The organism is Pseudomonas akapageensis, from assembly GCF_011355085.1.
GTDB lineage: Bacteria > Pseudomonadota > Gammaproteobacteria > Pseudomonadales > Pseudomonadaceae > Aquipseudomonas > Aquipseudomonas akapageensis.
Genome location: NZ_VXCP01000014.1, coordinates 12,764 through 25,404 on the forward strand (window position 1 = coordinate 12,764; position 12,641 = coordinate 25,404).

Consider the following 12,641-nt stretch of genomic DNA (forward strand, 5'->3'; position numbering starts at 1 on the left):
GGGTTCAGTCGTAGATATCGAAGCTGAAGTACTTCGATGCGATCGCCTTGTAGGTGCCGTTGCGGTGCATCTCGGCCAGCGCTCCGTTGATTGCCTGGGCCAGTTCCGGGTCGTCCTTGCGCAGGCCGATGGCGATCCCTTCACCCAGCAGCTTGTCGTCCTTGACGGTATCGCCGACGAAGGCGAACCCGGTGTTCTGGGGCGTCTGCAGGAAGCCGATGTCGGCCACGGCGGCGTCCGTCAGGCTGGCATCGATGCGGCCACTGATCAGGTCCGGGTACACCAGGTCCTGGTTGGTGTAGGACACCATGTTGACCCCATGTGGTACCCAGGCGGCCTTGACGTAAGCTTCCTGCGTACTGCCCTGGGCGACGCCGACACGCTTGCCCTTGAGCGACTCGACGGTCGGCAGCAGGCCACTGTCCTTTTTCGCGATCAGGCGGTTGGGCGAGTTGTAGAGCCGGTCCGAGAAGGCGACGTTCTCCTTGCGCTTTTCGTTGACGGTCATGGCCGACAGGACCGCATCGAATTTCTTCGCCCGCAGGGCCGGGATGATGCTGTCGAACGCAGTTTCGTACCACACGCACTTGACCTTGAGCTGGGCACAGATGGCATTGCCCAGGTCGATGTCGAAGCCGACCAGTTGGCCATCCGGATTTTTCGATTCGAAGGGGGCGAAGGTCGGGTCTACACCGAAACGTATCACGCTCAAGTCTTTGGCAAGGGCTCCGGCCGATGCCAGTGCAAGTACCGTGGCGAGGACAAATTTCTTCATTCTTGTTTTCCTTTGTCTGTCGTGGGGCTGACTGCTGCCATGACCAGCATACGAGACTCTCGATATTCGAAAAGATGCCAAAAACTGTTGCTTTGTTTAGCTCAGCTAACGTATCAATCAGCCAGTTGCTGACTGGAGATGCTGATGAACAGCTTGCCTTCGCTGCGTGCCTTGCAGGTCTTCGAAGCCGTGGGGCGCTTTGGTGGGATCGCCGAAGCGGCCAGGCGCCTGGGGATTTCTGCGGGGGCGGTCAGCCAGCAAATGAAACTGCTGGAAGACAGCCTGGGGTTGAGCCTGACGTTCAAGGTGGGCAAGCGCATCCGCTTGACCGCCGCCGGGCAGCGTTACCACGAAAGCTGCGCGGCAGCGTTCGAAAGCCTGCGCATTGCCCAGGTCGAAGTCGAACGTTCGAAGAACGCCAGCAACTTGCGTATCAGTGCCTTGCCATCGCTGTTATCGGAATGGCTGGCACCGCTGATCTACAGCTGGCAAAGCGATCACCCGCAACTCAACCTGTTTCTCGATGGCAGCCATGGGGAGCCCGCACCCGACGGTTACGAATTCGATTTCCGGGTCACCTACGGCGATCACGTGTCCTCTGAAGGCGCCATCGAACTGTTCCGTGATTGCGTGGTACCGGTCTGTAGCCCACATCTGTTGCGAGGCGATGCACCGCTGCGAACCCCGGCAGATTTGCTGGCGTACCCATTGCTGTCCATTGACTGGCTGCCGAAATTCGCTTCGCCGCCTTCGTGGCGCGACTGGCTCGCCGCGCAACAGGTGGACTGTTCGCAATTACGCGATGGCTATCGGGTTTACTCGTTGTCATCGATGGCCATTCAGGCGGCGATAGCAGGGCAGGGCGTGGTGTTGGCGCAATGCTCGATGATCGGCGATGCGCTGGCGGACGGGCGCTTGATCATGCCGTTTGCCCAGGCGTTGCCTTTGCCGTCGTCGTATTTTCTGGTGGGTGCCAAGGACGTTTTCGACAAGACCCACTGCCGCGACTTCCACCGCTGGCTGGTGGCTCGCGGACGGGAGCAGACGGCGATCAATCAGGGGTTGTTGGCTCGCCATGGGGCTCAAGACGATTGATCGGTCAGCAGTTCCCGTGACGCCTGAATCTCCAGGTAAATAACCGCTACACAGTTTCAAAGCGCACGCATTTCTTGCGCTACCGGGATAACGGCGTAGCCCATGGGAGCGCCGCGACTCGAAGGGTTTCCTATGATCGGCCCGTATCAGTGGCGATGCACTGTGTCCGCCGATGGCAGGAACCGGCGACCAAGTATCACGCCGGATAAACCCTTTCGTGAGCAAGGTGGCTGGAAATGAGTGCCTATTTGCAATGCCTGTCGCATACCCCCCTGGTCGGGCATGTGGACCCGCTGCCGGCGGTGCTGGATGAGGTCGCCGTGGTGGTGGCCGAGGCCCGCCAATGCATCGAGCAGTTCGATCCGGAGTTGGTGATCCTGTTTGCGCCGGATCACTACAACGGCTTTTTCTATGACGTGATGCCGTCGTTCTGCATTGGCATGGCCGCCCATGCGATTGGCGATTTCGGCACGGCGGCCGGCCCACTCAGCGTTCCCCAGGCGCTGGCCGAAGCCTGCGCCACAGCGGTACTCGAGGCCGGTGTGGATGCGGCGGTGTCTTATCGCATGCAGGTCGACCACGGCTTCGCCCAACCGCTTCAGTTGCTGCTCGGTGGCCTCGAGCAATGCCCGGTGATTCCGGTGTTCATTAATGCGGTGGCCGTTCCGTTGCCCGGCTTCCAGCGTGCGCGCCTGCTGGGCGAGGCCATCGGGGCTTTCGCTCGCACGTTGAACAAACGGGTCCTGTTCCTGGCATCAGGCGGTCTTTCGCACCAGCCACCGGTGCCGGAGCTGGCCAAGGTCGATGCGCGCATGGCCGACCGGCTGCTGGGCAGCGGCCGCAATCTTCCGGCCGATGAGCGCGAAGCGCGCCAGCAGCGGGTCATCCTCGCTGCCCAGCGTTTTACTGAAGACCAGAGTTCGCTGCACCCACTCAACCCTGAGTGGGATCGGCAGTTTCTCGACATTCTGGGCGAAGGCCGAATGAGCGAACTCGATGGCCTGAGCAATCAGCAATTGTCTGCGCTGGCCGGCAAGTCCACCCATGAAGTGAAAACCTGGGTCGCTGCCTGCGCCGCGTTGTCGGCGTTCGGCCCCTATCAAGCCAACAGCCGTTATTACCGGCCGATTCCCGAGTGGATCGCAGGCTTCGGCGCACTCAGTGCCCAGCCCGTGGCCTGACGCGACTTTGTAACGCCTTTTCCGAAATTCAAGGAGTGTGCGCATGAGTGCAACACCTCAAATGCTGACCGAAGCGTCCAGCAGTCGATTTGCCCGCATCAACGAGGGCGACCTCGACCTGCAGATCCATTACAACGATTGCGGCCAGGGGGCCGAAACCGTGTTGATGCTGCACGGCTCCGGCCCTGGGGCCAGCGGTTGGGCGAACTTCAATCGCAACATCGAGCCGCTGGTCGCGGCTGGTTACCGCGTCATCCTGATGGACTGCCCGGGCTGGAGCAAAAGCGATTCGGTGGTATGCACCGGCTCGCGTTCGGACCTCAATGCGCGTGTATTGGCAGGCCTGCTCGATACGTTGGGGCTTGAGCGCGTGCACATCCTCGGCAACTCCATGGGCGGGCACAGCGCCGTCGCCTTCGCCCTGGCCAATCCGCAGCGCGTCGGCAAGCTGGTGCTGATGGGCGGCGGTACGGGCGGGGCCAGTCCCTTCGTGCCGATGCCGACCGAAGGCATCAAGCTGCTGCAGGGGCTGTACCGCGAGCCGACCGTGGAGAACCTGAAGAAGATGATGAGTGTCTTCGTCTACGACACCAGCGACCTCACCGAAGAGCTGTTCCAGACCCGCCTGGACAACATGCTCACCCGCCGCGATCACCTGGCCAACTTCGTCGAAAGCCTGGCCATCAATCCCAAGCAGTTCCCCGACTTCAGTGCGCGCCTGGGCGAGATCAAGGCACAGACCCTGGTCATCTGGGGTCGCAATGACCGCTTCGTACCGATGGACACCGGCCTGCGCCTGATCGCCGGCATCCCCAATTCCGAACTGCACGTGTTCAACAGCTGTGGCCACTGGGCGCAGTGGGAACACGCCGACAAGTTCAACCGCATGGTGCTGGACTTCCTGACCCACTGATCGGGCACCTGGTGCTGGCGGACTTCGGTTCCTCCCACTCCAGCGCCAGGCATGCTCGATACCTTCCTGGCAGGGTATCGGGCGGGGCTTGAACAGCGCGCAATCTTTGAGGTGAGTTATGAGTGTTACCCAACAGACTCTGGATCAACTGGCTAGCGCCTTGCGCCAAGCTGAAGCCAGCGGTGAAGCGATCGAGCCGCTGCGCGGCGTGATCGGTGAAGACAATGGCGCGGCGGCCTACGCCATCCAGCGCCTCAATGTCGCCCATGGCGTGGCCAACGGCCGCCGCGTGGTCGGGCGCAAGATCGGCCTGACCAACCCCAAGGTGCAGGCCCAGCTGGGCGTGGACCAACCGGACTTCGGCACCCTGTTCGCCGACATGTGCTACGGCGACAACCAGGTGGTGGCCGCCAGCAGCGTGCTGCAACCGAAGATCGAGGCCGAGATCGCGTTGATCCTGGAGCGTGACCTGCCCCGTGCCGACAGCAGTTTTGCCGACGTCATGGCCGCCACCGGCTGGGTGCTGCCGGCACTGGAAATCGTCGGCAGCCGCGTCCAGGGCTGGAACATCCGCTTCGTCGACACCGTGGCCGACAACGCCTCCAGCGGCTGCTTCGTGCTCGGTGGGCCGGTTCGCCGTCTCGATGGCCTGGACCTGCGCCAGGCCAGCATGCGCATGACCCGCAACGGCGAAGAAGTCTCCAGCGGCAGCGGTGCCGAATGCCTGGGCCACCCGCTCAATGCCGCAGTGTGGCTGGCGCGGACCATGGCCACCCTGGGCGAGCCACTCAAGGCTGGCGACATCATTCTCACCGGCGCGCTGGGGCCGATGGTCGCGGTGGCCGCCGGTGATCGTTTCGAAGCCGAGATCAACGGCATTGGCCGTGTCGCTGTCGACTTCGCATAAGAGGCTCTACCCATGAAAAAACTCAAAGTCGCCATCATCGGCTCCGGCAACATCGGCACCGACCTGATGATCAAGGTCCTGCGCCACGGCCAGCACCTGGAAATGGCCGCCATGGTCGGCATCGACCCGGCCTCCGATGGCTTGGCCCGCGCCCAGCGCATGGGCGTGGCCACCACCCATGAAGGCGTTGAAGGCCTGACCCGCCTGGAGGTGTTCCAGGACATCGACTTCGTCTTCGATGCCACCTCGGCCGGCGCCCACGTGAACAACGATGCCTTCCTGCGTTCGATCAAACCGGGCATCCGCCTGATTGACCTGACCCCGGCGGCCATCGGCCCGTACTGCGTGCCGGTGGTCAACCTGGAGCAGAACCTCAATCAACTCAACGTCAACATGGTCACCTGCGGTGGCCAGGCGACCATCCCCATGGTCGCCGCCGTGTCGCGCGTGGCCAAGGTGCACTACGCCGAGATCGTCGCCTCGATCGCGAGCAAATCCGCCGGCCCCGGCACCCGCGCCAACATCGACGAGTTCACCGAGACCACCTCCAAGGCTATCGAAGTGATCGGCGGGGCGGCCAAGGGCAAGGCGATCATCATCATGAACCCGGCCGAGCCGCCGCTGATCATGCGCGACACCGTGTTCGTCCTGTCCGAGGCCGTCGACCAGGATCACGTGGAAGCCTCCATCGAGGAAATGACTGCCGCGGTGCAGGCCTATGTGCCGGGCTATCGGCTGAAGCAGAAGGTGCAGTTCGACGTCATCCCTGAGGACGCACCGCTGAACATTCCCGGACTGGGCAAGTTCTCCGGACTGAAGACCTCGGTGTTTCTCGAAGTCGAAGGCGCCGCCCATTACCTGCCGGCCTACGCCGGCAACCTCGACATCATGACCTCGGCGGCGCTGGCCACCGCCGAGCGCATGGCCCTTTCCATGATCAACGGTTGAGGAGCACGCCTATGAACGGCAAGAAACTCTATATCTCTGACGTCACCCTGCGTGACGGCAGCCACGCCATCCGCCATCAGTACTCCCTGCAGAACGTGCAGGACATCGCCCGCGCTTTGGACAAGGCCAAAGTCGATTCGATCGAAGTCGCCCACGGCGACGGCCTGCAGGGCTCGAGCTTCAACTACGGCTTCGGCAAGCACACTGACCTTGAGTACATCGAGGCGGTGGCCGACGTGATCAGCCACGCCAAAATCGCCACCTTGCTGCTGCCCGGCATCGGCACCGTGCACGACCTCAAGGCCGCCTACGACGCTGGTGCCCGTGTGGTCCGTGTGGCCACCCACTGCACCGAGGCGGATGTCTCGAAACAGCACATCGAATACGCCCGCGAACTGGGCATGGATACCGTCGGCTTCCTGATGATGAGCCACATGATCCCGGCCGAGCAGTTGGCGGCCCAGGGCAAGCTGATGGAAAGCTATGGCGCCACCTGCATCTACATGGCCGACTCCGGTGGTGCCATGAACATGCAGGACATCCGCGAGCGCATGCGCGCCTTCAAGGCCGTGCTCCAGCCGCAAACCCAGACCGGCATGCACGCCCACCACAACCTCAGCCTGGGCGTGGCCAACTCCATCGCCGCGGTGGAAGAGGGCTGCGACCGCATCGATGCGAGCCTGGCCGGCATGGGCGCCGGCGCCGGCAACGCGCCGCTGGAGGTGTTCATCGCCGCCGCCGAGCGCCTGGGCTGGAACCATGGCACCGACCTCTACACCTTGCTCGACGCCGCCGATGACATCGTTCGTCCATTGCAGGACCGCCCGGTGCGGGTCGATCGCGAGACCCTGGCGCTGGGGTATGCCGGGGTCTATTCGAGCTTCCTGCGCCACGCCGAAATCGCTGCTGCCAAGTACGGCCTGAAGACCCTCGACATCCTCGTCGAGCTGGGCAAGCGGCGCATGGTTGGCGGTCAGGAAGACATGATCGTCGACGTCGCGCTGGACCTGCTGGCTGCCAACAGGTCGTGATCCGAGTAGCGGCTCACTCGGCGGATACGCGTCTGCCGATGGGCCATCGCACGTGTGGAGGCCAGGGAATCGAGGCCTGGCCACCCCTTACAGGAGTTCGTCATGCTGGCCAACCTCTCGCTGAAAAACAAACTGCTGTTCACCATCCTGCCTCTGACGCTACTGGTCTACCTGGCCACGATACTGCTGGTCTACCAATCGAGTCGTGCTTCCACCGAAGCCTTGGCGGAAGTGGCGGTAGACGCCATCGTCCATCAACAAGCCGCTGAAATCACCGCCTACTTCGACAGTGCGCTGCAAGGCGTGCGGACCAGTGCCGACCTGTTGTCGCGGAACATGGTCGACAACAGGCTGACGGGTAGCCGCAGCGCCGATCAACTGCTCGAATCCCTGCTGCACAACAGCCCGCAGGCCAGCGCCGCCTGGTGGTTGCCCGCGCAAACCGGCGATGCACTGTACTGGCTGCGTGACGGGCAGAACGTCCAGCCGGCCCCGAATGAGCATCGCGCGGCGCTGCGCAATGCGTTGGGCGCGAGTGCCGGCGAACGCGAAAGCGTCGCACCGCCGCGGGCGTTGCCGGGTCTCGACAGGGCGCGGCCGGTCATCCTGGTGCAAGTGCCGGTGCGCGCGAACGGGCAGTTGCTCGGCACGCTGGGCCTGGGCCTGGATGCGGGGCAACTGCAACGGCGAGTCGCTCAATTGCGGCCACTGGGTGTAGGCCTTGCGGCGTTGACCGCGCATGACACGACATTGGTTGCCCATCCCGATCCGTCGCGGGTGGGGCGCCGTTCGGTCGACACCGAGGCGGACTTTCTCGGCGACCACCTGCAGGCGATGGTTGATGCGGTGCGCAATGGCACTTCCCTGACCACCCGTTTCGTCTCACCGGCGATAGGCGAAGAAGTATTCATGCTCGCGGTGCCGGTGGTGATTGGCAATACCGCCACGCCCTGGTCGTTCGGCGTCGCCCTGCCCAGTGCAGCGGTACTCGGCGGGGTCAACAGCCTGGCGATCAAGATGCTCGTGCTCGGCAGCGTCGCCGTGCTGCTGGTCGGTGGCCTGATCCTGTCGCTCGGGCAGGCCATGAGCCGTCCGCTGAGCGCCGTGGTGCAGGCCATCGGACAATTGGCCTCGGGCGAGGCGGACCTGGGATCGCGGCTTGTGGTCAAGGGGCGCGATGAGCTGGCAACCCTGGCCCGGGAACTCAACCGTTTCCTGGGGACCATGGGCGAGTTGGTCGCAGAGATCAACGGCACCAGCCAGTCCCTGCAACAGACCTCGGCAGACCTGCAGCAGGACAGCCAGGCGGCTGGCGCCGTGGTCGATTCCCAGCGCGACGAAATCGGCCAGCTGGCGACGGCCATGCAACAGATGGCCGCCACGGTAGAGGAAGTGGCCGCCAATGCCGAACTGGCGGCCCAGGCCACCCGTGAGGGCGACCGGGCGGTGGCGCAGGGGCAGGCCACCGTGACCCGGCTCGGCAGCGCCATCGCCGAGGATGCGCAGCTGCTCGGGCAGATTTCCCAGCTGACCGGCCAATTGGATCAGGCCAGCCAGGCGATCGGCGTGGTGGTGGCGGTGATCCGTGATATTGCCGAGCAAACCAACCTGCTGGCCCTCAATGCCGCCATCGAGTCGGCGCGTGCCGGCGAGCAGGGCCGAGGTTTCGCTGTGGTGGCCGACGAAGTGCGCGCCCTGGCGCGACGTACCCACAGCTCGACCGAGGAGGTGGGGAAAAGCATCGGCATGATCCAGGACACGACACGCAGTGTGGTGGCGATGGTGCAGAAGAGCCGCGACACCTCGGCGGCCAATGTCGCGAACGCACATGAAGCCGGACTGGCGTTGCACCGCATCACCGAGATGATCGGCCAGGTACGCGACATGAGTCAGCAGATCGCCACGGCCACCGAGCAGCAGGCCGCTACCAGCGAGCAGCTGTCGCACAGCCTGGTGAGCATCGCCAGTTCCGCGCAAAGCGCTTCGCAGGGCACCCACCAGGTCCAGCAGCGCAGCCAGCACCTGCGGGCCCTGGCTGGAAGCCTCAATGGCCTGGTGAGCCGCTTTCGGTTGTAAGCCACATGGACGGCAAGCGGCGAGTGCCAGTGGACTCATGGCCCACTCGTTGCTCCCGAAAATGCACCTGTCGGCATTAATCGGCGCCCAAGGGACAAGCCCGGCAGTGCCGGGATAGTCCCCCATTCGGCCATGACTTTAGAGTCGAACTGCCTCAGTCGTCAGCCAAAGACGACGCTAACCCGGCGGAATCGACCCATGTCAAAACTTATAAAAATCGATCAATCCACGGCCTTGCCGGTGTCACGTGCAGCCCTGGGGCAGCGCGTCATGCGTGTCCTGATGGCGGTGTTGCCGTGGGTGATCATCGCCGGCCTGCTGTGGGCCGGTCTGTTCATCAAGCCGCAGCCGGTGGGCGCTACGGTGACGCCGCCACTGCTCGAGCGGCGCGACCAGTTCTACGGCCTGGCCCTGAGCCCGGACGGTGAAGTCTGGGCCAGCGGCTCGAACGGCAAGATCCTCGCCCTTGCCACCGATGGTCGCCTGCATCGGCTGGTCACCCCGACCGAGCGCACCTTGCAGGACATCGCCATCTGGGACGACAGCCACGCCGTGGCGGTCGGCAATGACGGCGTCGTGCTGTTCAGCCAGGACGGCGGTCGCTTCTGGCAGGCCGCAGCCCATGTGCCGCGTTCTGAAGTCGCCAACAAGCTCAACCGCGTACGCATCGCCGCAGGCGGTCTGGCAATCGCCACGGGCGAGATGGGCGCGTTGTTGATCAGCCACGACTATGGCCAGAACTGGCAGCGCCTGCGCGATGAAGAGGACGTGGCCTGGAACGACGTGGCCATTCTCGATGACGGCCAACTGGTCGTGGTCGGCGAATTCGGCCGCATCCTGCGCAGCGAGGACCTCGGTCAGCACTGGGAAGAAATCGAAGCGCCGCTGCCCAGCTCGCTGATGTCGGTGCAGTTTCGCGATGCCCGCAACGGTGTGGCGGTCGGCCTGGAAGGTGCGCTGCTGGTCACCCGTGATGGCGGGCGGCAGTGGCAGAACATCGACCTGGGCATCGGCGATCACTTGTTCGATGTGCTGTGGAGCCCGGCGCAAGCGCGCTGGTTCGCCACTGGCTCACTGGGGCGCTGGGTGAGCGGCAGTGGCCAGGACGATGGCTGGAAGGTCGGCATCCTGGATGACCGCAACCTGTCCTGGCACACCCGTGCCCTGGCCGTCGGCAACGACCTCTGGCTGGCCGGCGCAGACCTTGGCCACTGGAACGGCGAGCGCTGGTCGCCGCTGAAACCCTGACCCCGCCCTGGCCCCCTTCATTCGAGAAATCAGCATGATCGAACATATTGCCCAATTCTGTATCCGCCGACGCACCTGGGTGGTTGGCGTGTTGCTCGCAATGACCCTGACACTGGGCTGGTTTGCCCTGCACATTGAAGTCCGCACGGTATTCGAAGACATGCTGCCTTCGCGCCATGAATACGTGCAGACCCATGAAAAGTTCAAGGACACCTTCGGTGGTTCGAACATGGTGACCATCATGTTCGAGGTCGAGGAGGGTGACATCTTCCGCACCGATGTACTGGACAAGGTGCGCAACGTCACGCTCGGGCTGCGTGAAGTGTCTGCGGTCAACCCGTACCAGATCACCTCGCTGGCTTCGAAGAAACTCAAGGAAGTACGCGCCTCCACGGCCGGCATCGAGAGTCGCCCGCTGATGTGGCCGAACCTGCCGGCCAATGCCGAGGCAATGACCGAGCTCAAGCAGGCGGTGCTGCGCAACCCGTTGGTATACGGCCCTTACGTATCCAAGGACCTGCAGGCGACCCTGATCACCGTCGACTTCATCGACCAGCAGGTCGACTATGCCAAGGTGTTCAGCGAGATCCGCGGCCTTATCGCCAAGGTCGATGACGGCAGCGTGAAAATCCGCGTGGTTGGTGACCCGATTCTCTACGGTTGGGTAGGGCATTACCTTCCGGAAACCGTGCAACTGGTGATTGGCGCTCTGTTACTGACGCTGAGCATGCTCTTTGTCCTGCTGCGCACCTGGCGCGGCGTCACCCTGCCGCTGCTTGCCGGCGCAGTCAGTGCATTGTGGGCGCTGGGCATCTGCCGGCTGCTGGGGATCAACTTCGAACCCCTGGTCATCGTCGTGGCAATGCTCATCACCTCGCGTGCGGTTTCGCACTCGGTGCAGATCGTCAATCGTTTCGACGATGAAATCGACCTGCTGCCACCCGGTGCGGATACTTCGAGCATCGCCGCGCGGGTTGCTCTGCAGGATCTGTTTCGCCCGGGCATGCTCGGGGTGATCGCCGATGCCGCGTGCATGGCCGTGGTCGCGCTGAGCCCGATCCCCATGCTGCAGAAACTCACTGTGCTGTCGGTGGTCTGGGTTTCGACCCTGACCGTCAGCGCGGTCATCCTCACGCCGGTGCTGCTGTCTTGCATTCGCAAGCCGCACGGCACGGCGCACCCGATCAACTGCCTGCCGGTGTTGCGCAAAGTGCTCGACCTCAGCGTCTGGGTCAGCCTGTCGAAAACCCGCTACTGGGTACTGGGTGGCAGCTTTCTGGTGGTGCTCGGTGCGGGCCTGTACTCATTGAATCTGAAAATTGGCGACGCCAACCCCGGCTCGCCGATTCTCTGGCCGAACTCGCCATACAACCTCGACTCCGCTGCGATCAATGCCCGCTTCGAAGGGGTCGACCGGATGTTCGTGGTGCTGGGCGAGGACGGTCATGTCGGCCTGGTCAAAAGCAACGAAGCACTGAAGGCGATGAACAGCTTCCAGCGTTTCATGGAGGCGCAACCGGAGATTGGCAGCTCGGTCTCGATTGCCGACGTGCTGCCGCAGGTCAATAGCAGCCTGCGCGAAGGCAACCCACGCTACCTCGAACTGGCAGACAGCGAGGGCGTCAACGGCAGCCTGATGGCCATGCTCGATTCGATTTCCGAGCCGGGTGACACCTCGCGTTTCGCCGATGACCAATATGCCAACGGTTCGGTGACGCTGATGTTCCGCGACCGTCAGGGCGAGACCATTCGTACTGCCGTGGAGCGGGTCAAGGAGTTCATCTCCAGTCATCCGCTCGCCGAGGGGCACTGGCAACTGGCCGGGGGGCTGGTCGGTGTGATGGCGGCGATCAACGAGATCATCCTGTCCAGCCAGATCGAAGCGATCGCCCTGGCGCTGCTGGTGCTCGCCGTGCTCTGCACCCTGGTCTACCGCTCCAGCGTGGCCGGCATGCTGTTCATGGTCCCGGTGATCATCTCCAACATGCTGACCTTCGCCTTCATGACCTGGAAGGGCATCGGCATGAACATCAACACCGTGCCGGTGGCTGCGCTCGGCATTGGCCTGGGCGTTGACTACGCGTTCTACATCGCCGACCGGGTCAAGGAAGAAATCCACGCGGGCGCCAGCCCCGAGCAGGCGATCAGCAATGCCCTGCACTCGGCCGGCATGGGTGTGATCGTCACGGCCAGCGTGCTGATCCTCAGCACGTTGCTGTGGTGGGCGTCGTCGCTGCGCTTCCAGGCGGAAATGGGCCTGCTGATGGCTATCTGGTTGAGCGTCTCGGCGTTCTCCGCCTTGTTCGTCATGCCTTCACTGATCTACGTGTGCCGCCCGCGCTTCATTTTCGGTGAACGCTCGATCGCCCCGGTCGCGATACCAGCGGCTGTGTGCCAGCCGACTTGAGCCCCGTTCCCTACAACAAAAACAACAACCAATGGTTCCTCGCTGCCATCACCTCCTGGG

10 protein-coding genes are annotated in these 12,641 nt (G+C 63.4%); 9 read left to right on the forward strand and 1 reads right to left on the reverse strand.

Features of this window, described 5'->3' with window-relative positions; translation table 11 throughout:
* Positions 1-4: 4 nt before the first annotated feature.
* A complete protein-coding gene (locus tag F2S13_RS10885; RefSeq protein ID WP_166360552.1) occupies positions 5-775 on the reverse strand; it encodes an ABC transporter substrate-binding protein in 771 nt (256 codons plus the stop codon).
* A 144-nt stretch (positions 776-919) separates the two neighbouring features.
* On the opposite strand from F2S13_RS10885, the gene F2S13_RS10890 reads away from it, so the two are divergent.
* From F2S13_RS10890 to F2S13_RS10930, 9 genes are all read left to right on the forward strand, one after another.
* On the forward strand, positions 920-1,870 hold the full coding sequence (locus F2S13_RS10890; protein WP_166360554.1) for a LysR substrate-binding domain-containing protein: 951 nt from the start codon (positions 920-922) through the stop codon (positions 1,868-1,870).
* A gap of 236 nt (positions 1,871-2,106) precedes the next feature.
* Positions 2,107-3,051: a 3-carboxyethylcatechol 2,3-dioxygenase gene (gene mhpB / locus F2S13_RS10895; protein WP_166360556.1), complete on the forward strand. Its 945-nt coding sequence runs from the start codon at positions 2,107-2,109 to the stop codon at positions 3,049-3,051.
* Between the two features lie 43 nt (positions 3,052-3,094).
* Positions 3,095-3,964, forward strand: coding sequence for an alpha/beta fold hydrolase (locus F2S13_RS10900; RefSeq protein ID WP_166360558.1), 870 nt, complete (start codon positions 3,095-3,097; stop codon positions 3,962-3,964).
* A gap of 118 nt (positions 3,965-4,082) precedes the next feature.
* Positions 4,083-4,871, forward strand: coding sequence for a 2-keto-4-pentenoate hydratase (mhpD, locus tag F2S13_RS10905; protein ID WP_166360560.1), 789 nt, complete (start codon positions 4,083-4,085; stop codon positions 4,869-4,871).
* A gap of 12 nt (positions 4,872-4,883) precedes the next feature.
* On the forward strand, positions 4,884-5,819 hold the full coding sequence (locus tag F2S13_RS10910; RefSeq protein WP_166360562.1) for an acetaldehyde dehydrogenase (acetylating): 936 nt from the start codon (positions 4,884-4,886) through the stop codon (positions 5,817-5,819).
* Between the two features lie 11 nt (positions 5,820-5,830).
* Positions 5,831-6,850 carry a 4-hydroxy-2-oxovalerate aldolase gene (gene dmpG, locus F2S13_RS10915; protein ID WP_166360564.1) on the forward strand — a complete coding sequence of 340 codons (1,020 nt, stop codon included), beginning with the start codon at positions 5,831-5,833 and terminating at the stop codon, positions 6,848-6,850.
* A gap of 102 nt (positions 6,851-6,952) precedes the next feature.
* Positions 6,953-8,926, forward strand: a complete 1,974-nt coding sequence (locus F2S13_RS10920) for a methyl-accepting chemotaxis protein (protein ID WP_166360566.1) — start codon at positions 6,953-6,955, stop codon at positions 8,924-8,926.
* A gap of 198 nt (positions 8,927-9,124) precedes the next feature.
* The gene (locus F2S13_RS10925; protein ID WP_166360568.1) at positions 9,125-10,174 is read left to right on the forward strand and encodes a WD40/YVTN/BNR-like repeat-containing protein; all 1,050 of its coding nucleotides are present in this window, start codon (positions 9,125-9,127) and stop codon (positions 10,172-10,174) included.
* A gap of 34 nt (positions 10,175-10,208) precedes the next feature.
* Positions 10,209-12,581 carry an efflux RND transporter permease subunit gene (locus F2S13_RS10930; protein ID WP_166360570.1) on the forward strand — a complete coding sequence of 791 codons (2,373 nt, stop codon included), beginning with the start codon at positions 10,209-10,211 and terminating at the stop codon, positions 12,579-12,581.
* The last annotated feature ends 60 nt before the right edge of the window (positions 12,582-12,641 follow it).

What these genes read in the sequence shown, in the direction of transcription:
- F2S13_RS10885 (WP_166360552.1), bottom strand. Translation starts at nt 775, where the DNA reads ATGAAGAAATTTGTCCTCGCCACGGTACTTGCACTGGCATCGGCCGGA.
- F2S13_RS10890 (WP_166360554.1), top strand. Translation starts at nt 920, where the DNA reads ATGAACAGCTTGCCTTCGCTGCGTGCCTTGCAGGTCTTCGAAGCCGTG.
- mhpB (WP_166360556.1), top strand. Translation starts at nt 2,107, where the DNA reads ATGAGTGCCTATTTGCAATGCCTGTCGCATACCCCCCTGGTCGGGCAT.
- F2S13_RS10900 (WP_166360558.1), top strand. Translation starts at nt 3,095, where the DNA reads ATGAGTGCAACACCTCAAATGCTGACCGAAGCGTCCAGCAGTCGATTT.
- mhpD (WP_166360560.1), top strand. Translation starts at nt 4,083, where the DNA reads ATGAGTGTTACCCAACAGACTCTGGATCAACTGGCTAGCGCCTTGCGC.
- F2S13_RS10910 (WP_166360562.1), top strand. Translation starts at nt 4,884, where the DNA reads ATGAAAAAACTCAAAGTCGCCATCATCGGCTCCGGCAACATCGGCACC.
- dmpG (WP_166360564.1), top strand. Translation starts at nt 5,831, where the DNA reads ATGAACGGCAAGAAACTCTATATCTCTGACGTCACCCTGCGTGACGGC.
- F2S13_RS10920 (WP_166360566.1), top strand. Translation starts at nt 6,953, where the DNA reads ATGCTGGCCAACCTCTCGCTGAAAAACAAACTGCTGTTCACCATCCTG.
- F2S13_RS10925 (WP_166360568.1), top strand. Translation starts at nt 9,125, where the DNA reads ATGTCAAAACTTATAAAAATCGATCAATCCACGGCCTTGCCGGTGTCA.
- F2S13_RS10930 (WP_166360570.1), top strand. Translation starts at nt 10,209, where the DNA reads ATGATCGAACATATTGCCCAATTCTGTATCCGCCGACGCACCTGGGTG.